Source organism: Mesorhizobium sp. AA22 (genome assembly GCF_001672375.2).
In the GTDB taxonomy this organism is placed as follows: Bacteria; Pseudomonadota; Alphaproteobacteria; order Rhizobiales; family Rhizobiaceae; genus Mesorhizobium; species Mesorhizobium wenxiniae.
In genome coordinates, this window is sequence record NZ_CP048406.1 from 6115356 (window position 1) to 6135402 (window position 20047).

A 20047-nucleotide genomic window follows, 5' to 3' on the forward strand; every position below is an offset into this window, starting at 1 on the left:
GAGCGCGCCTCAACAGCGCTGAAGCGAGCGAGCGGCGTGTCGGTGGTCATCGATGCTCCCCGGCAGGGTCGGGTTGCTGATCTTCAACCTGAGTCGAAGGAGCCACCGATGAGACCACATGATGGACCAACGCTCCTCGTGGAGAAGACCCCTACGCTAAATTCGAGCTTTCTGAACGGCACTGCACGGCGGCTCTTCGTTCAGCTCAAGCGGCTCCGGCCAATTGCCGAATACGGGGTGGGCGGTCATGCATCTGTTCGAGCGGGAATGCTCGATGCAGCACCGTTCCACTGCGAGTCGCCTGGCGGCCATCTCCCTTCCCGGCCAACCGAACCGCTCCTGACTCCTCTGCTCGTAGCGATCCTGGCCTGCCGATCGAGGAAGCCCACCTCGCCGATCACCATCGTCTCCAGGCCTTCACCAGCTCGCACTCAAATTCCAACGCTCTCAGGTGCTCGCGGCCAGTTCGAGGCACATCCTATCCCATTTGCGCGGCAGTAGCGCTCAATCCTCTTCCGCACGAGCAACATATCGTCTCACCGCGAGGGCTTTGCGTTCGGTCCTGTCCAATGTCCGACAATATCGGATACGCAACGTAGCTGAGGCGAATTCATCACCTTGCGTTTGAACGGTTTTCACACTTGGCACGGTACATGCGCCGTGATTCGCAGACACGTCGCGGACCAAGGAGAAATCGTTCCATGATCACCTCGCCGAAAGCTGCCGCCGCGGGTCTCCCGGATCCAGCCAACGATGACGCTCAACTGAGGCCCGGCAACATGAAAACGGTTGCTCATCCGGCTCGGCGCCGCCCGCCCATCCACCTTCTCCCACCATGGGGTAGACTGAGACGCAGCGCCTTCAAAGTGAGGAACAATCACTTTGCCGCGAACCTTTCCTCCCGTTCTGCCACCACCGCCACCGTCGATGAAACTTCGGCCTGGCTGGCTGCGCAGGATAGTTGCGGCGGCCGCGCTCCATGATCCAAAACCGAAGCTTTGGGAATTCAGTTCCTGCCCCGCTTAGTTCCTATTTGTGTGTGCTATTCTGCCATGCGCCTAATGAGATTGTCCCACCTGCTGACCGCTCCTAACGTGGTTGTGATCAAAGCCAAGAGCTAGCAGTTAACAGGAGTGACCATCAAGAACATTATGAGCTTATCCATCCCTATGACCCAGAGGCTGTGGCGGCCTCCACGGAAAAGGCATTTCGCATGTCGCCAGAGGAACGGAAAGACCGTTGGAGCGCAATGAAGAACAGTCTCCACGGCCACGATATCCTATCGATGGTGCCACGGCTTCTCGCAAAGCTCTAGGCGGCGGACTTGCCAGCATGAGGCTGATCGCGACCAAGTGAATCAGGGCAGCATTCCGGCCTCGCCGAGGCGTGGTTAATGTGCTGTGGTAACCCCGATGGCGAAGACCGCAGACCAACTACCCAGGTCGGTTGTAGCCGATTGTGCTGGCACGGGAGCGACGAACTTGCGGCTGCGGCCCCTCGTCAAACTAGTTGAGCCGATCCGCAATAAGGGCTCTCGTCGCCGGGTCCGTCGGTGTCGAGCATTCGACTGTCATCGCTTCGCTGATCGAGACCCCGTGTATTGAATATGTCGACCCACCCGGTTGGCGACATCGCTGATGTGCTAAGCAGCATCGACCTACACCGCACGCCAGATCTCAAGACGTTAGCTTGAGCACATTCCATATTAAAACAAGAGGAAAAAGACATGGGTGAGCTCTCTTGCAGTCGGCAGGTTCCTTCAAACGAGCGGCCACGACTGATTGTCGAGGGCGCTCACGCCGCACGGCAACATCAAATGCTGGCATCCATTGACCTGAATTTACTGTTGTCTCTTGAGGCGCTGCTGGAGCACCGCAACGTCACGCATGCGGCTCGGCACGTGCGCTTGAGCCAACCGTCGATGAGCCGAGCGTTGACAAGGCTGCGTGGGATTTTCAATGACGATCTTTTGGTTCGCGGCTCGAGCGGCTTGGTCCCGACGCCGCAGGCCGAACGGTTGGCCCGAATGCTGCCGCCGGTGTTGGATGCGCTCCGCGGGATGTTGAACCGCCAGGGGGGATGGCGATTAAAGACAATAATGCCGATACCCGACCATCAAGCCCTGATCTTGCTGCCGCCTCTCCTACCCCTGCTGCGCGAGCACGCGCCAAATCTCGACATCGTCACCGGCTCGTTTCTACGAATATTTAATACAATGAAGGCATGAACTGCATGGGCAAATGATCGATCAGATCGGGGTCAGGAAAACCAGAGTCAAGTTGAGAGCCCACGCAAGCTCGCTTTGCTGATTTGGACCTGATCCGCGCATCACCATACCGGCCCGCGGCACATGGAACGGCCGCAAATCAAGGCCTGACACATGCCCGCACTCGATCACATGTCCAATGCTTCAGGTTCCTCCTTGCAAAATGGCTGGCATCCACACAAGAACTTGACGCACACAACTGCAGTTCGCGGCGGCGCTGTGGATCAACTACGCCCTTCAATTGTGTCGGCGGGCGCGTGGTCACGATGCAGTTCGCAACCGGGATGGCACATCGAAATTCGCCGCGTTTGGTGCGATGTAGGCTGCGGCCATCGCGACCAGTTCCTCTGCAGCCTTAAGATCAGCGCGATATTTTCAAGCGGTAGAGCAACTCGCCGACTTCGAAGCGCGTAGTGTCATAGACGTCGTGCCCGTCTCGTTCACGCCGAGATAGACACCTCCCGTCGTGTGGATGTCGAGCGCATGTCCGTCTACCCAACTGCCTCTAATCTGTCTCAAGCGTCCCGCATCGTTCTCCAACAGGTTGGCGATCAGATCGCGGCTGATCTCACGGCCAAAAGAAGCTCGACAGCTCACTGCGGGTGATCGGCTGGAAATAGGCGATCGTCATCAGCACCAGCGCCTCCGATTGCGACAGATCGCTGCTCTGTTCGCTCTCGCCTGACGCGACATGAATGGCATCGGCGTAGGCCGGCTACGGTGCTGCCAGCCGCCGGCGATCGCGACCAGATCGTAGGGCAGGCCGCGCAGCTCCTCGCGAATGTCGTCAATGAGCAGCTCGATGCCCCAATTCTTGCCGACGATGCGGGCGAGCGTCTCGCGGCCGACCGGCTCGCTCGCAGCAAAAATCATCGCTTCCACCCGGTGCATCCATTCGCGCCAGCGCGCCTCTGCCGGCAAGTGTTCCAGCTCGCGATCGAACAACTCTTCCTCCGCCGTCCGCCCTCTTCGTTTCGGGGGACGCGTCGCCTATCGCATGGCGCTTGACCATCCTGACCGTATCAACCGGCTCGCCGTGCTCGACGTCCTGCCGACGGAGACAACCTGGGAGAGGCCGACGCGAGGCTCGTATTGGCATTCTGGCCATGGTCGCTGCTGGCGCAGCCCGAGCCGTTGCCCGAGCGCATCGTGTCCGCAGCCGCCGATGCCATCATTGATAATGCGCTCGGAGAATGGGGCTCGTCGCCCGACGCATTTTCCGCTGAAGTCCAAGCAGCCTATGTCGACGCCTTCGCGATCCCTACCACATCCATGCAATCTGCGAGAAACATCGAGCGGCAGCGACAATCGACCGCGAGCACGACAGGGCGGATTGGGCCGGCGGCCGCCGGATTCCCCTGCTCGCCGTTTGGAGCGCCAACGGACCAATCGATACCTGGTATGCCGCAGAAGGCGGACCGATCGCGCTCTGGCGGGCCTGGGCGGATGACGTTCAAGGCAAGAAGCTTGAAGGCGGCCACTTTTTCCCGGAAGGGATTCCCGAACAGACGGCCGACGCTCTCGGCCGCTTCTTTAGCAATTAAAGCCGATAGGCAGAGGTGTCGAATTTGCTCATTGACACCATGCCTTTCCCGCAATTAGTCTCCGCGCCCATGAAGATGACACTCATTCTCGTAGTAGGAAAGCGTGTGGGCAAGGCGGTGTAACCGCCGGGCGAAAACCCCCCATGCGCAGATACAGGCTCCCTCGGGGGCCTTTTTTATTGCCCGAAACACGACTAAACGACCAGCAATCGCCCGATGGCGGACAATACGGGACCAGACCGATGAGCAGTGGACAGAACGAACGGCGCGAAATGACCGGTGCCGAAATGGTGGTGCAGGCGCTGAAGGACAATGGCGTCAAGCATGTTTTCGGCTATCCGGGCGGCGCGGTTCTCCCGATCTATGATGAAATCTTCCAACAGGACGAGGTCGAGCACATCCTCGTCCGTCACGAGCAGGGCGCCGGTCATGCGGCGGAGGGCTATGCGCGCTCGACCGGCAAGGCTGGCGTCATGCTGGTGACATCGGGGCCGGGCGCCACCAACGCGGTCACGCCGCTGCAGGATGCGTTGATGGATTCGATCCCGCTGGTCTGCCTGACCGGTCAGGTGCCGACCTCGCTGATCGGCTCGGATGCGTTCCAGGAGTGCGACACGATCGGCATCACGCGGCCCTGCACGAAGCACAATTGGCTGGTGAAGGACGTCAACGATCTCGCGGCGATTATCCATGAGGCCTTTCACGTCGCGACGACAGGACGCCCCGGCCCGGTCGTTGTCGATATCCCGAAGGACGTGCAGTTCGCCAAGGGCATCTATGTGCCGCCGCAGACGGCGCCGCGCACCAGCTACCAGCCTAAGGTCCAGGGTGACCTGGAAAAGATCAAGGCGGCGGTCGAGCTGATGGCCGCCGCGAAAAGGCCGATCCTCTATACCGGCGGCGGTGTCATCAATTCCGGCCCGGAAGCCAGCCATTTGCTGCGCGAACTGGTCGACCTGACCGGCTTTCCCATCACCTCGACCCTGATGGGTCTCGGCGCTTATCCGGCCAGCGGCAAGAACTGGCTTGGCATGCTCGGCATGCACGGCACCTACGAAGCCAATATGGCGATGCACGATTGCGACGTGATGATCTGCATCGGCGCGCGCTTCGACGACCGCATTACCGGGCGGCTGAACGCGTTCTCGCCAAACTCGAAAAAGATCCACATCGACATCGATCCGTCGTCGATCAACAAGAACGTCCGCGCCGACGTGCCGATCATCGGCGATGTCGGCCGCGTGCTGGAAGACATGGTGCGGCTGTGGCGCGCGACGGCAAGGGCCGACAAGAAGCCGCTCCATCCGTGGTGGGAGCAGATCGCCCGCTGGCGCGCCCGCGATTCATTGGCCTACACGCCCAACGACGAGGTGATCATGCCACAATATGCGGTGCAGCGGCTCTCCGAGCTGACCAAACATCTCGACACCTACATCACCACCGAGGTCGGCCAGCACCAGATGTGGGCTGCGCAGTATTTCGATTTCGAGAAGCCGAACCGCTGGATGACTTCAGGTGGGCTGGGTACGATGGGTTACGGCCTTCCGGCGGCTTTGGGCGTGCAGATCGCGCATCCGGACTCGCTGGTCATCGACATTGCCGGCGACGCCTCGGTGCAGATGACGATCCAGGAGATGAGTTGCGCGGTTCAGTTCGAAGCGCCGATAAAAATCTTCATCCTGAACAATCAGTATATGGGTATGGTGCGGCAGTGGCAGCAGCTGCTGCACGGCAACCGGCTGTCGCACTCCTACACCGAGGCGATGCCGGATTTCGTCAAGCTTGCCGAAGCCTATGGCGGCCATGGCATCCGCTGCGAGAAGCCGGACGAGCTGGACGACGCGATCAGGGAAATGATCTCGGTGAAGAAGCCGGTGATCTTCGACTGTCGGGTCGCCACACTTGCCAACTGCTTCCCGATGATCCCGTCCGGCAAGGCGCATAACGAGATGCTGCTGCCCGACGAGGCCACGAACGAGGTGGTTGCCAACGCGATCGACGCGAAGGGCAGGGAGCTGGTGTAAGTTGGCGGACGCGAGTCCTGCTCGCCGTCGTGCGCCGTCACTGGGATGTCGAGAATGGCCTGCACTGGCAGCTCGACGAGGTCTTCTGCGAGGACGACTGCCGGACCAGAAAGGATCACGGCCCCGAAAACCTCGCTTGGCGCTTTGGCCTTAATACCTTTCGAACGGACAGCAAAAAGGACACCATGCGTGGCAAAATGATGCGTGCAGGCTGGAACGATGCTTATCTCTTCCAACTCATGACTCAAATGCGATAGCCCTGCCCCGTGTGGGGGGAGATTGGCCGTCATCGCTGCTTTCGCCAATCTCCAAGGCTGAAGTTTGGAGCCGCCAGTGAAGCTGCCGATCTCCCCTTGCGGGGAGATGGCCGGCATGCCAGAGGGGGGGCGCTGTCACGCCAGCGTTAGATCACGTTCAATTCCCTGAATGCCCGCCCTTCAGCGACTCGGCTGTACCCAAACGCCGAGCAGTCCACCGTGCGGTAGCCGCCATGCACGATCAGCTCGGCCAGCGCCTTGCCGACCGCCGGCGCCTGCTGCAGGCCGTGGCCGGAAAAACCGTTGGCGAACAGGAAATTCCCGACCTGCGGATGCGGGCCGATCACCGCGTTCTGGTCGAGCGTGTTGTAGTCGTAATGACCGGCCCAGGCGCGCGTCGGCTTGATCGCCTCGAAGGCCGGAATGCGGGTCGCCAGCACCGGCCAGATTACCTCTTCGAACAGCGGCCAGTCGGGTTCGAAATCGCTGGGATCGGCGGGGCCGTCGCCGTCTTCCGGTTCGGCCCCGCCGGTGATGTAGACCGAGCCTTCCGGCCGGACATAGATGCCTGAGGGATCGACCAGCAGCGGCATGTCGTCATATTTCTCGCGCGCCTCGAAGATGAAGACATTGCGCTTGCGCGGTTCCACCGGCAGCACCAGTCCGGCCATTGCCGAAACTTTTCCGGCATTCGGCCCGGCGGCGTTGACGACGATGCCGGCGTCGAGCCTTTCGCCATTGTCGAGGCCGACGCCGGTGACACGGTCGGCCTGCCGTTCGATGCCGGTCACATCGGCGGTGATGAAATCGATCTTTTTGTCGCGCAACGCCTTGCGGAACAGCATCAGCATGGCATGCGCGTCGAACCAGCCCTCGCCGCTGAGGCCATAGGCGCCGGCGGTGATGCCCTCGGCCGACAGCCATGCAAACCGGCGGACGAGCGCCTCCGCATCCTCAAGCACGATGTCGGCGCCCTCGGCCAACTGCGTCTGGTGGTTGGCCTCAAGGATCGGCAACCCGTTCTCGCCGGCAAGGATGAGGTAGCCGCCTTCGCGAAAACCGATATCGGCGTCGGCCCCGAACTCTTCCGTCAGCCGCCGGAACAGTTTCAGCGTGAACTGCGACAGCCGGATGTTTTGCGGAATCGAAAACTGCTGGCGGATCGAAGCGCAGGACAGCGTCGTCGCCGCATGGGCAAACTGCGGGTCGCGCTCGACCAGCGCGATCGAGCCCGAAAACCCTTCCGCGCGCAGATAATAGGCGATCGAGGAGCCGACGATGGCTCCGCCGATGATGACGACGTCGTAGCGCACTTTTCGCTTCTCCAGTTCTAAAGCATGATCCCGAAAACCGGTTTGCTGATCAGGCTCCAATTCATACAGCCGGCAGGATGATCTCGAAGCGCGTGCCGCGCTCGGAGTCAATCAGGCGGATCGTGCCATCATGCCCTTTCAAGAGGGCCAGTACGATGCCGAGGCCCATGCCGGATTTGGCTTTTCAAACGGGCGCGGCTCGTTCTTCGAGGGGCTATCATGGGATGATGTCTCACAAATGCGTTCGAAACTCCCATGCATGAAGCGTGCCGGAAAAGAAGTCTGCCCAAGCAATGAGTTCTCGAATCCAGCTCGTCCGGAACCCGACATTGTCGGATAACCGACGATGCGGGCAGATGGATGCTCGCGCCAGTGACCCTTCCACACCGCAGGCCGGGCAGGTCAGGTCAGGCATCCACGGGCTGGCCCTCCGCGGCAGCATGGCAGGCCAGATATTTTCACTGCGTCGAAATACGGTCGGCCACGTGTCTGGCATCATGCCAGACGCCCCAGAAGAAGCTGGACGCTCTTTGCGACTGCCAAGGTAAACCCAGGCAATAGAGCCGGGCTGGCTCGAGACACCACGGTGGTGCCTTGGCCGGCCCTTCTCGTCGAAGGCGTCGACCTTCAGCCAGCTGCAGTCGACAGCAAAGCCTGTCGCCCAGACGATCGCCGCTATCCCGGCCTCGGCCAGTTCGAGCTCGCGGACCGGATTGGTCCCGCATTCCGGATCCTGGTCGATCCGACGGGCCGCGGGCTCTTCCGAGAGGTCGAGACGGTTGCGAGCGACATAGGCGTCGGTTTCATCCAGCAGCGACATCAAGCTTGCGTCGCCGCGGGCAATGTTTTTCGCCAGATAGGGCGCGAAGCTCATCACGCCGTCCTGGTACTTGCTCTCATACCGAGGAGCGTAAGCCCCTGCGCGGCCAGACGACCGAAGTCGATCGTCTCGCCGCCGCGCGCGCCGCTCACCGCGACCGTGACGTGTTCGGTGCCGGATCCCGGGGTCTCAGTGTCCTACTTGCCGAGGACGCCCAGCCACCATTAGAAGTCGCACCCGCGATAGGCCCGCGGCGGGCGATCGTGACGGGGATCTGGAAAGGTCCGGTCGCGGCGATGATGCTGTTGGCTTCGATCACGCCGTCCGACGTCTCGACGCGGAATCCGGGCCGCCCGACATTGCTTTGCCCGAGCTTGACCTCCACGCCGCAGCGGATCGCGCATTGAATTGCTTTGCATAAGCGACAAAATAGTCGGCGACCTCCTCCTTTGGAGGCAAAGTCATCGGGACCGGTTCCCGGAAACTCCATGCCCGGGAACCGGTCATACCAGGCCGGGCCATTGGCAACGAGGGAGTCCCACCGCTGCGAGCGCCAGCGTTCGGCAATCCGGCCGCGTTCAAGAATTAGATGAGGCACCCCGCACTTGCTCAGGTGCTCGCTCATAGCCACTCCCGCTTGGCCGCCGCCGACGACAAGCGTGTCCTCTTTTCAAGAGTCATATCGTCCTTATCTTCCTACCCAGTTTTCTGCGAATGCGGCGGCGGTCTGATTCTCGATTTACTGAATGGACCCAAATGCGAAAATCAGCATTTCCTGTGCCAAGGGTTAGCCTGTCCCTAATGTTCGGAGGGATTGCCGATGATGTGCAACGGACGGGATGTCCCGGATCAGCACCATTGGAGAAAAGTGATCGAACGGATGTCTGAATTTTTTGCCGTTCCCGCTCAGATCCTTTGTTCCTAACGTCGGCGTGCGTTGCCGACGCCGTTGTCTTCGGCGATCTCTACCCAAGAAGATCCCGTGGGGGGCCTTCGGGAAATTCGTCTCGGTCATTGGTTTGGTTGAAAGTAGGGGCCCTGTCGGGTGAGGAGGGGCACCGGCAGGCGCGCCGCGCCTAAGTCGACCCGGATGGCGACTTAACAGCGATGGAGGCTGTAGAGACGTCGACACGGCCGCACAGCAGCTGGCGCACACACGACCGAATTGATCCTATCCCGATCCCGCCTCTCTCACCCGCCTCCTCTTCGGGCTAAGGCTTGAGTTTGATGACCGGCTCCATCACTGCGAAGACCGCGTCGTCCGGTAGGTGGCACTAGATATTATGGCTACCGGCAGCATTCGGACGGGCGGAACCTCGCGCTCACAAATTTCTCTGGGAACCAGATGCTTGCGCGAACAGCGCGTCTGGAAGGGGCAGCCGCTCGGCGGATCCATCGCCGAGGAAATGTGGCTTTCGAGCACAATGTGTTTCTTGACCACACAGGTGTCGGCAATCGGGATCGCCGACAAAAGTGCATCGGTATAGGGGTGGTAGGGCGGCGACAATGTCTGCTCGACGATGTGGCCGAGATACGTGACCACCACACGGTTGGCGGTTTGGCATCTTGAATGTTCAGATGATTGGCCACCCGTGGGCCGCCGCAGTGCCATGCGCACTGTCGGCGGGAAGGCGAAATGCAGGTGGGAACATTCATCGTGCAAATGAGAGCATAATGGCAATCGATTAGAGCGATGACTCGACGAGCGATATATGGAGGCGCTTCGTCGCGTGGTGGGCTGCAGTCTGTGAGAATTGAGATCAAAAAACTCATCCTACAGCTGAAACGATTTCTTAGCGGTCAACCAGCTTCCGAAGCCTTCGGCAACGAGCGTCACGATGTTAGCTTGGGTTCTAGTGGCATCGACCGGATCGCCGACTGCGGAGGCGACGACCAGTCTTTGACCCGGGAAAGCTATCACGGATCCTGCGGCGAGAAGGCATGGGACGAACTCTCCGCTGACAATGGCCGCGACGAACCGCGCATTTTCGGCAGGGACAATGACAAGCTCTGCGGATCCGGCGCAGATGTTCTCTACGCTGGAAGCAGCAAGGATTATCTGACCGCGCGCGTTGACACACGGCTCCAGGACCGGATGAGCGGCTTCGACCCGAGGTTCGGGTGGAAGGCGCACATCATCGTTCTCGTCGATATCGAACTAGATACCTTCATCTTTCATACGGTGGGGTTCTACAGAGACGGTTTTGGCCCGAACTCCGTTGACAACGCCGGCGTAGTGCCCGGCTATCCGGCGAGTTGGTTTTACAACGGCAAGCCACGTAGGGCCTTTGCCTCGGGCGCGCCGGATAGCGGCGCACCACTGCGCACCCCAACCATCCCGGCCGTGTCCGGAGACCAGACGCGTTTGCCCTCCGGCGAGATCATTATCTTTCCCTTTAAACGACCGTGATTCCGAAGCGTGACAATCGGTCTCGACACTAGACGAGCTCATCAAAGTCGTCTTTGGCTTCCAACCGTGCTTGGTGGCCGCCTTAGCAGCCCTCGCCAATCGGCAGGTCCACCTCGGCATGGACCGAAATAGCCGCTTCTATTCAGATCAGCGCCTGTTTACTCGCGGCCTACCTCGTCAACGCCTTCCCCTTCCAGACGATCTCCCTCCCAACATGCCTGAAGGCAGCCTCGACAAAGCTGCGGATCGAATGCGTCCCGCGGTCGCGAGCACAATCGTCAGCTCGTGGTGCTGCAGGATGCGCCAGGAAAGCGAGCGGTTAAATTGAGTGGTGTACCCTGGGTATCAGAACTGGGAGGACTCCGTTCCACTTTCCGCATTGCGCATGACTGGAGAGATTTCCGGCGGGCGTCGCCTCCCGAGCAATGCTTTTCATGTTCAATGATTGTTTCGATGGAGCGCATCTACGGTATGAATGCGGGCATCACGGTAGAGCTTCGAACAGCATCCGTGCGGCACCGGACCGTCATCGAGCCAAAAACAGCGGCAATGTCGGCTTTTCACAAATCCATCTGGTCACACCGCCAAACAGCCGCTCACGCAGCCGACGGCTGCCATAAGCGCCCATGACTATCATGTCGGCGGACGTGTCGATTGCGTGCTGCGCAAGCACCGTGGCCGCCGGTTTGCCGGCACTTGGCAACAGGTCAACCGACACCCGAGCACCGTGCCGAGTGAGATAGGCAGCGATGTCGGCTCCAGGCTCCGCGCCGTTCCCGTTATAGTTCGCCTTCGGATCGACCAGGGCAACACGAACTTCCTCAGCAGCGCATAAGACACCCAGCGCTTCCCGAACCGCACGGGACGCCTCGACTCGCGAATCCCAACCGACCAGGACGCGCCGTGGCCACAAGGTCGCCTCAGTGCCCTTCGGCACAACGAGCACCGGCCTTCCCGTATCGAACAAGCAGCCGTTGACAACAGGAGGTCCGAGATTCTCGTCATTGAGGAGACACGGTCCGATGATCGTGAGGTCGGCGCAGAGCGCCCGCTGTCGTGCCACTTCGCCGAGGCTTGCCGGATCGCAATAGTCGGTGTCAACGTCATAGGCGAGCGACATAGCTCTCAGCAGTCTCTGGATATCTTTGGAGCGTTTTTCCAGTCTGGCCACGTCCTGTGTATATCGATCGATTTGCCGAAACCGATCGTTCAATCTGGCAATTGCCTGTCCACGTCCTCCAGGCCACTCGGGGACACCATCTCCGATCGACGGATACGACATTAGGAGCATTGGAGGCGGCATAATCAGTACGGAAAGGTGCGCGCCGACTTCGGCACACAACCCGGCGGCAGTTCTAACGTCCTGATCGGAATTGTCAGCGCCGGTCACACAGAGTACGCTTTTAAAAGCCATTTGCCTGCTTCTCCTGAGTATTCGTTTAGGGCGTTTCAGGCCGCAAGACCGGCTCACCGCGCGCGGGAGGGGAGTGGCACCACACCCAGCACTTGATTCAGTCGTCCGGCTTCTCGAGCGAATAGCCAGCCGACCTGACGGTGCGAATGACGCTGCCGGGCGAAGCCGTTTTCAGGGCTTTTCTGATCCGGCTGATATGGACATCGACGGTGCGTGCACCGACATGGATGTTGGGCGGCCAGGCCGCGCCGATAAGTTCGTCCCGGCTGAAGACCTTCCCGGGAGCTTCAATCATAAGCCGCAGCACGTTGAACTCGATGGGTCCGAGGTGGATGTCGTGGCCATTGCCGCGAACCCGGTGGGCGTCGAGCTTCATCTCGAGGCCGCCACAGGAGAGCCAGCCGCCGTTTTCAAGACCATTTGCGCCCCGCTTCGTGAGCGCCAGCCTCTCCCGTAGACAGTCGAGCAGCTTGGCCGGGGCGATCGGCCGCACAAAGCTCTCGTCAATGCCAGCCTTCAGGAGATCGAGGTGCTGGTTCTCGGCGCCGGGCGCGATCAGGGCAATAATCGGCAGCCGGCCGGTCCGGGGCTCGCGCTTGAGCCGGGCGCAGATTGCAGACCCGGTTATGCTCGCTGGCCCGCAGTCCAGCACCACGGCCTTGAATTCCCGTTCGTCGGCCAATGCAAGCGCTTCCTTGGCGCCGCCTGCCGGCTCACTGGCGAAGCCGTCCACCTCCAGTATGTGGCTCAGGAACAGATAGAACTCGGTATCATGCGAGCAGATCAGGACAAGTGGCTTCATCGGCGCTACCTCAAGAGCCCCATCGGCCCGGACCGCGTCGGCTGCGCAGGCTGGCCATGGCGGCTGCTCAAGACTTGTCATGACCCCTTCCCTCGAAAGCTGCTCTCATCACGCGCGCGCTACCTCGGGATAGGTTTCGATGGCTGCGATTGCGTCGCCGACCAGTCTCGTGCCGGCCTCGGCGAGCTTGCGGAGGGTCTCGAAGCCGAACCGATGCACGTCGCGCAGGGTCTTGGACAGAACGACCAGACGCCCGGCGGTGAAAAGCACGCGCCCGAAGCCCTCATGGCTCATTTCGATCATCGGCGATGCCATCAGGCCGGAGCGCTCTTCGATCGCAAGGGCGACGGCAGTGTAAAACTTGTCGAGCCTCCACAGCACGTCCGGATCGGGATCGCCGATTATTGGAATCGTACGGCGCTGTTCCTTGCTGACGATGAAGTCGGCCAGCAACTCGGCGTCCGCTTTGCCGTCCCATGACCCGTGGGAGTCCTGAGCACGGATCAACCGCACGAGGCATTTGACGAACGGGCTGGCAAGGGCCGCCTCGTCCTCGTTGACAGCAGGGCTAACCGCGACTTCAAACATTTCGCTCTTTCCTCGTTTCAGTCCTCGTCCTCGAAGGACGGTTTCTCTCCGGCGACACCTGCCTCAGCCAGCACCTTGCGCAGCCAGGGCGGAGGACATGTCCTCAGCATCGTCTGCGTGCGCAACAGCACCTCTTGGATGGGTTGTGGCTGCGGCACCTTGATCGGATGGATCTTTGCCGAAACAAGCTTGGCTGCCGAAGGTCCGCCGATCGCCAGACAAAACAGGAGATGGCAGCCCTTCAGCGCTTCCACCTTCGGTGCGATGCGGTCATCCCCCTCGGTCCGATGTTTCCCCCTTTCGTCGGAGACGTCGTCGAAGGCCAAGGCTTCCAGGAGGTTCCATTCCTCGCGCGTAACATCGTAGATGACAAAGCGCTTGGCGGACCCGAAATGTGCATTGAGCTCCTTCATGTCCTGGGTTGCGATTGCCACGCGCAAAGCGCCTGCTTGTCGTTCACGCATCGGACCTTGAACCTCGTCAGTGACGAGTGAGAGGCGACGAACGGGGCCCACCTGGCGTTTCCCGCTTGCGGAATGGATCAAGTTCCTCAGGCGTCGGCGCATGCAGGTCGGCTTGGAACATGTTGGCAACCTCGAAAACCAGATCACGGGTCCCTTGATAGAGGATTGAGAGCTTGTGCTGGCTGCCGAGCCGGTCGAACACGGGGAAGCCGACGCGCATGAGCGGAATGCCAAGGCGCTGCGACGCCTGGCGTCCATGTGAATGGGTGACCAGAAGATCAGCGCCGCCGGCAAGCGTTTCCAAATCGCCGAGATCGCCGATCTGAATCGACTCCGCCGGTACCTTTTCCAGAATTTCCGACATATCGGTCGTCGTGACCGCCGCCGCGATTTTGGAGCCCATGCCCGTGAAGAAGGTTGCGAATTGATAGAGTTGGTCTGGTTCAGCAGCGATAGCAATTTTCTTGCCTCCGAAATGGAAATGTCCGTCGAGCAGCGCATCCTGCAATTGCGCCCGCCCGCGGCGCACACTGGCCGGCACAGACTCGCCAGAAATCGTGGACAGCAGGGAAACAAACTGATCGGCGTCCTTCAATCCGGTCAGTGACTCGAACAGCACGTAAGGGACACCGGTCACCTTGTGCAGCACCTCGGCCGGCCGGCGCATATGCTCGCAGACGGCAATGCAGTGCTCGGCCGCGCCGAGCTCGCGGATGTCCTCGACGCTCGTACCGCCATAGGTGGTCGGGACCCAGTGGTCTGGTACAGTACCGTCAAGCGAGCCTGAGAGGTCCGGCAAAATCACCGGGTGCAGCCCAAAGCTTTCAACCATCTCGCGCAAATGCTCGATGTCAGCCACAGTGAGGTTCCAGCCGGGCAGGATTGCGATCTTCTTTGACTGGCGCGCCCGCTTGCCAGGCCGCGTAATGCCTTCAATCATCGCGGTGACAGCCTTGGCCCAGCCCTCTTCGAGGGCGCCGCTGAAATCCGGCGTGTTGGCCAGCACGATCTCCGTACCCGCGAGTTCTTCCGCCCGTTTCAGCCTGATGTCGGCGATGTCGCCTGCGAAATCTTCGCCACGGGTTTCCACCAGCGCCGTCGTGCAGACCCCGATCAGCTTTGGCTTCGTGCGAGTCTTAAGATTGAGGATCGCCTCTTCCAGATTGTCCGACCCGCCGAGGATGGTTGTCACTTCATCCATGGCGGTGGTCTGTAGGGGGATCGTTTCCTTGAAATGCCGCACGAACAGCACGAGGGCGAAGCTGGTGCAGCCCTGGGTGCCGTGGAACAGCGGCACTGCGCCGTCGATGCCGAGAAAGGCCAAGGCGGCACCCAGCGGCTGTGACGATTTCAGTGGATTGACCGAGGCTGATTTGGTCTGGGCAAGGATTCGGGTCATCGGATTTCCTCAACACCAGCCGAAATCGTCGGCGTCGTGCCGGCGAATTCCTGGGCAGCGTGCACCGTCGCGGTCTCGTTCTTCGTGCTCGGCTGTTCGTCCTTCACATCAGGCCGGCAATCCCACGGGGCCCGCTCCCGCACCTGGGACCAGATCGGGTTGTGAATGGCGAGGTCGATCTGGCGTACGAGTTCCACCATGCCGTCATAACCGGCGTATGGGTGTTGGCGCTCCTGGTTGATGTCGAGCCAGGGCGTCTTGGCCTTGAGCGCGACGAATTGCGTGCGCCCACCCGACAGCATGATATCGGCCTTACCTTCTGAGAGCATGGCGTAAAGGTCGCGCGGTGCCATCTGCTCGAACATGTGGTTGTCGTCCTTGAGGATCTGTTTGATGCGCTCCTTGTCTTCGACCGTGGATTTCTTGACCGAGGTGCCCACGATCTCCATGCCGATCTCCATCAGCGCATGGACGACCGACCAGGACTTCACACCACCCGTGTTGAGCAGCACGCGCTTGCCTTGCAGCCCCCGCCGGTAGGCCTCGAGCTTCTCCCATGCAATCGCCTCCTGCTCAGCGATCAGCGTCTCTGTGCGGTCGAGGATCTCCGGATCGGCGCCCTTCCTCACCAGCAGCTCAGCAATTTTGCGAAGTGCTTCCGAAGTGTCTGAAATCCCGTAGAAGGAGCCTTCGAAGAAAGGGATGTCCCACCGCTCGTCCATCTTGCGGGCTAGGTTGATGAGGGCCGTCGAGCACACCACCATAGCCGCCCGGGCGCGGTGCGCAGAGGCAATGTCGAGATAGCGCGCGTCGCCCGGAATGCAGGCGCGAACCCGGATCCCGAGCCGATCGAGGAGCGGCTTTATCAGCCAGAATTCGCCGGAAAGGTTGAATTCACCAAGGATGTTGATGTCGTACGGCCCGGCGTCGTCGGGTTCCACCGTGCCGGTGACATGGTCGAGCAACGCCTCGGCGGCGAGCTTGTTGCCGAGGTTCTTGGAGCCGGCCAAGCCCGGCGCATTGACCGGGACCACGGCCAAGCCGAATTTTTCGGCGGCGCGTTTGCAGACGGCCTCGATATCGTCGCCGATGAGCGCCGTCACGCAGGTCGAATAGACAAAGACTGCGGGCGGCGCATACGCTTCCTTGATTTCGCGAATCGCCTTGAAGAGCTTCCGCTCGCCCTGCCCCATCACTACATCAAGTTCGGTAAGGTCGGTCGTGAAGCTTGTGCGCCATAAGCTGGGCCCAGACGAAGCTGCACCGCGGTTGTCCCAGGAATTGCCCTCGCAGGCGAGCGGCGCATGGACCAGGTGCGCAACGTCAGTGATCGGCTGCAGGACGATCTTGGCCCCGTCAAACGCGCAACCGCCCGCTGCCGCTCCCGGCGTCAGCGGGCTTGTGCAGCCCTCCTTGCGCGCCTTGGCATCCTTTCCACGGTTCTTGTCGCAGGCAGGCTCGTCGAAAACGTCCTGGATCTTGGCACTGAGCGAGGTCATCGCGTCAGTTCCCAAAGCCAATTCGGCAACGACCCGCCTGGGCGAAAAGCCGGCCGTGTGTTCTAGCGGGTGAGGTCATAGGAATAGTCCGTCACGCCCGTCTGGCCCGTCTCGCGATCGAGCTTGTCGAAGATCTTGTCGAGGATCGTCGTCAGCACGCGTAACCCGCCCTGGTAGCCCATGAGCGCAAAGCGATGGTGGTGATGCCGGTCGAAGATCGGAAACGTCAGCCTGATCAGCGGCGTGCCGGTGTCGCGCTCCAGATACTTGCCATAGGAATTGCCGATCAGCAGGTCCACTGGCTCGGTGAAGAGCAGCGACCGCATAGCCCAAAGGTCCTTGCCCGCCCAGACCTGAGCGTCCTTGCCGAAGGGCGATGATGCGAGCAGTTCCTTCAACTCGGCTTCCCACGCCGAGGTGCCGTTGGTGGCGAGGCAATGTGTCGGCTCGCCCCCCGTTTCCATCACGAAGCGGGCCATGGCGTACACGAAGTCCGGGTCGCCGTAGATCGCGTATTTCTTGCCATGCAGCCAGGACTGGCTGTCCGCCATGGCATCAATCAGTCGGCCGCGCTCCAGCCGGATTGCTTCGGGGATTTCCTTCCCGGAAAGCGCCGAGATCTTCATCAGGAACTCGTCAGTCGCCTGGACGCCGAGCGGATAATGGAAGGAAGCCGTGGCCTGCCCAACTTGCCCGCAATAGTCGAGGGTTTTTCGGGTGTTGTAGTACTGCAGTGAAACCGTCGCCTCGGCGTCGAGTGCTGCCTTTACCTCTTCGATCTTCGTGCCGCCGTCATACATGCGGTATTCCCCGTCCGATGGCGTGTCGAACTGGTCAGACGCGTCCTGGATGAAGGTGTAGGACACACCCATCACGTCGAGCAGGCGCTTGAGTTCCCGGTTGTTGCCAACGCAGAAGCCGTCGAAGCCCGGAATGACGTTGATGCTTCCCTTGGCTTCCGTGCGCTCCTGGCCTTTCCAGAAGTGCTCCAGAATGCCCTTCAGCATTCCATCATAGCCGTCGACATGGCTACCGACGAATGCGGGCGTGTGGGCGAAGGGCACGTCAAAGTCGCGCGGGACCGAATTTTCGTCTTTGGCGTTCTCGATGAAACTGTGCAAGTCGTCGCCAATGACCTCCGCCATACAGGTCGTCGAAACTGCGATCATCTTCGGGTCGTAAAGCTGGTAGGTGTTGGCGAGCCCGTCGACCAGGTTCTTCAGGCCGCCGAATACTGCCGCGTCCTCGGTCATCGAGGAGGAAACCGCCGAAGCAGGCTCCTTGAAATGGCGCGACAGGTGCGAGCGGTAATAGGCTACGCAGCCCTGGCTGCCATGGACGAAGGACATGGTCCGCTCGAAGCCCGCAGCCGCGAATACCGCGCCGAGGGGCTGACAGGCCTTGGCGGGATTTATCACAAGCGCTTCTCGGGCGAGGTTCTTCTCGCGGTATTCCCAGGTCTTGGTGAATTCGCCTTGATCGGTAACGATCTGATCCGGGTGCGGACATTCGAAATTCAGCTTCTTCTCGGCGAGCATTTGCCTGTATTCCGGCTCGCGGAACAGGGGAGCGTGGTCGAGAATCTTTTCGGCCGACTGCGGCATTGGTATTCCTCTTTGTAATCTGGCCGCGCCATTCGGCAGCTCAGATAGGTCGAGACGTTTCCGGTAATCCCGAGGCTCACAAGCTCGCGGGGTTCATGGTCTCTCTGGGGGACTAGGCCAGGACAGGGCGCCTATTCGGCAGCTATCGCCCGCCCACGGGGCGGGCGTTCTTTCCAAGGGGCCTGGTAGAGACCCCAGACCGGATTGTTGATAGCAAGATCCACGTCACGCGCGAAAATGGCAAAGCCGTCATAGCCGTGATAAGGTCCCGAATAGTCCCAGGAGTGCATCTGACGGAACGGAATGCCCATCTTCTGCACCGGGTATTTTTCCTTGATCCCAGAGCCCACGAGGTTGGGGCGAACTCCCTCGATGAACTTCTCCAACTCGTAGCCGGTAACGTCATCGTAGATCAGCGTTCCGTTCTTTACGTAATGACCGGTGCGCTGATAATCATCGTTGTGCCCGAATTCGTAGCCGGTGCCGACGATGACCATGCCGAGGTCCTCGTAAGCTGTGATGACGTGGCGGGGGCGCAGGCCGCCGACGTAGAGCATGACGGTATTGCCTTCGAGACGCGGCCGGTACTTGGATATGACGGCGTCGACAAGCGGTCTGTACTTGGCGATCACCTTCTCGGTTTTCTCCTCGATTTCCGGCCCGAAATGTTTGGCTATGTTGCGCAGGGAGGTTTCGATCTGGGACGGTCCGAAGAAATTGTACTCCATCCAGGCGACGCCATACTTTTCCTCCATATGCCGGCAGATGTAGTTCATCGAGCGGTAGCAGTGGATAAGATTGAGCTTGGCCTTTGGCGCGCGCTCAATCTCGGCGAGTGTTGCGTCGCCCGACCAGTTGCCGACCACGCGCAATCCTATCTCCTCAAGCAAGATGCGCGAGGCCCAGGCGTCGCCGCCAATATTGTAGTCGCCGATCACGTTGACGTCGTAAGCACCGGCCTCAAACTCGACGTCCTTCTTGTCGAAGACCCAGTCGCGGATCGCGTCATTGGCGATGTGGTGGCCAAGTGATTGCGAGACGCCGCGGAACCCCTCGCAGCGCACCGGCACGATGGTCTTTTTGTACTCCTTGGCCTTCTTGCGAGAAACTGCCTCGGTGTCATCACCAATGAGACCGATCGGGCATTCGGATTGCACGGTGATGCCGTTGTTCAGCGGAAACAGCACCTCAATCTCGTCGATGATCTGTTCCAGTTTCTTGTCACCGCCGAAGACAATGTCTTTCTCCTGGAAATCGGAGGTGAACTGCATTGTCCCGAACGTGTCGATGCCCGTTGTGCCGACGTAGTAGTTGCGGCGCTGTGACCAGGAATATTGGCCGCAACCGACGGGGCCGTGCGAGATATGGACCATATCCTTGACTGGGCCCCAGACCACCCCCTTTGAGCCGGCATAGGCGCAGCCGCGTATTGTCATCACCCCGGGGATGGACTTGATGTTCGATTTGACGTCGCATTCGGAAAGGATCTCACTTTCCCCGCCAGCCTCATCCCCGCTCTTTGCGATGCTCAGGTGTTTTTTGCGGCGCTTCGCCGCCTTGTCGGGATATTGCGATAGCACCTCCTCGATAAGCTTCGCATGGAGAGCACCATCATTCTCGTATTCCAGGCTCATGGGACCCCT

At 60.5% G+C, this 20047-nt stretch carries 12 protein-coding genes and 4 pseudogenes; 3 read left to right on the forward strand and 13 right to left on the reverse strand.

Features of this window, described 5'->3' with window-relative positions; translation table 11 throughout:
• Positions 1-1816: 1816 nt before the first annotated feature.
• Positions 1817-2188: pseudogene (locus tag A9K68_RS29005) on the forward strand (LysR family transcriptional regulator); the annotation flags it as partial.
• Between the two features lie 618 nt (positions 2189-2806).
• Here the strand turns inward: A9K68_RS29005 and A9K68_RS29010 are convergent.
• Together A9K68_RS29010 and A9K68_RS32555 are read right to left on the reverse strand one after the other, a co-directional pair.
• A pseudogene (locus A9K68_RS29010) lies at positions 2807-3157 on the reverse strand (SMC-Scp complex subunit ScpB); the annotation flags it as partial.
• Between the two features lie 347 nt (positions 3158-3504).
• Complete coding sequence (locus A9K68_RS32555; RefSeq protein WP_156768484.1) at positions 3505-3864, reverse strand: hypothetical protein; 360 nt, start codon at positions 3862-3864, stop codon at positions 3505-3507.
• 188 nt (positions 3865-4052) lie between these two features.
• Between A9K68_RS32555 and A9K68_RS29020 the strand changes: the two genes are divergently transcribed.
• Positions 4053-5834 (forward strand): acetolactate synthase 3 large subunit, encoded by a 1782-nt coding sequence (locus A9K68_RS29020; RefSeq protein ID WP_082982609.1) that lies wholly within the window; start codon positions 4053-4055, stop codon positions 5832-5834.
• 403 nt (positions 5835-6237) lie between these two features.
• On the opposite strand, the gene A9K68_RS29025 is transcribed toward A9K68_RS29020, so the two are convergent.
• The 3 genes and pseudogenes from A9K68_RS29025 to A9K68_RS29035 form a co-directional block, all read right to left on the reverse strand.
• Complete coding sequence (locus A9K68_RS29025) at positions 6238-7404, reverse strand: FAD-binding oxidoreductase (protein WP_065010702.1); 1167 nt, start codon at positions 7402-7404, stop codon at positions 6238-6240.
• 458 nt (positions 7405-7862) lie between these two features.
• Positions 7863-8849, reverse strand: a pseudogene (locus A9K68_RS29030) (NAD(P)-binding domain-containing protein).
• A gap of 652 nt (positions 8850-9501) precedes the next feature.
• Positions 9502-9779, reverse strand: a pseudogene (locus tag A9K68_RS29035) (oligopeptide/dipeptide ABC transporter ATP-binding protein); the annotation flags it as partial.
• A 192-nt stretch (positions 9780-9971) separates the two neighbouring features.
• Between A9K68_RS29035 and A9K68_RS29040 the strand changes: the two are divergent.
• Positions 9972-10634, forward strand: a complete 663-nt coding sequence (locus A9K68_RS29040; protein WP_141246643.1) for a hypothetical protein — start codon at positions 9972-9974, stop codon at positions 10632-10634.
• 526 nt (positions 10635-11160) lie between these two features.
• Here A9K68_RS29040 and A9K68_RS29045 read toward each other — a convergent pair.
• From A9K68_RS29045 to nifD, 8 genes are all read right to left on the reverse strand, one after another.
• Positions 11161-12048, reverse strand: a complete 888-nt coding sequence (locus A9K68_RS29045) for a universal stress protein (protein WP_065010705.1) — start codon at positions 12046-12048, stop codon at positions 11161-11163.
• Positions 12049-12145: 97 nt separating this feature from the next.
• Positions 12146-12931, reverse strand: coding sequence for a response regulator transcription factor (locus A9K68_RS29050; RefSeq protein ID WP_141246642.1), 786 nt, complete (start codon positions 12929-12931; stop codon positions 12146-12148).
• A gap of 27 nt (positions 12932-12958) precedes the next feature.
• A complete protein-coding gene (locus A9K68_RS29055; protein WP_065010706.1) occupies positions 12959-13438 on the reverse strand; it encodes a NifX-associated nitrogen fixation protein in 480 nt (159 codons plus the stop codon).
• 17 nt (positions 13439-13455) lie between these two features.
• The gene (nifX, locus tag A9K68_RS29060) at positions 13456-13953 is read right to left on the reverse strand and encodes a nitrogen fixation protein NifX (protein ID WP_163603092.1); all 498 of its coding nucleotides are present in this window, start codon (positions 13951-13953) and stop codon (positions 13456-13458) included.
• Positions 13919-15301 (reverse strand): nitrogenase iron-molybdenum cofactor biosynthesis protein NifN, encoded by a 1383-nt coding sequence (nifN, locus tag A9K68_RS29065; protein ID WP_065010708.1) that lies wholly within the window; start codon positions 15299-15301, stop codon positions 13919-13921. The genes nifX and nifN overlap by 35 nt, the downstream gene beginning before the upstream one ends.
• The gene (gene nifE / locus A9K68_RS29070; protein WP_065010709.1) at positions 15298-16800 is read right to left on the reverse strand and encodes a nitrogenase iron-molybdenum cofactor biosynthesis protein NifE; all 1503 of its coding nucleotides are present in this window, start codon (positions 16798-16800) and stop codon (positions 15298-15300) included. Before nifE ends, nifN begins: the two co-directional genes overlap by 4 nt.
• A gap of 62 nt (positions 16801-16862) precedes the next feature.
• On the reverse strand, positions 16863-18404 hold the full coding sequence (gene nifK, locus A9K68_RS29075; RefSeq protein ID WP_065010710.1) for a nitrogenase molybdenum-iron protein subunit beta: 1542 nt from the start codon (positions 18402-18404) through the stop codon (positions 16863-16865).
• Positions 18405-18535: 131 nt separating this feature from the next.
• Positions 18536-20038, reverse strand: a complete 1503-nt coding sequence (gene nifD, locus A9K68_RS29080; RefSeq protein ID WP_065010711.1) for a nitrogenase molybdenum-iron protein alpha chain — start codon at positions 20036-20038, stop codon at positions 18536-18538.
• Positions 20039-20047 lie beyond the last annotated feature (9 nt).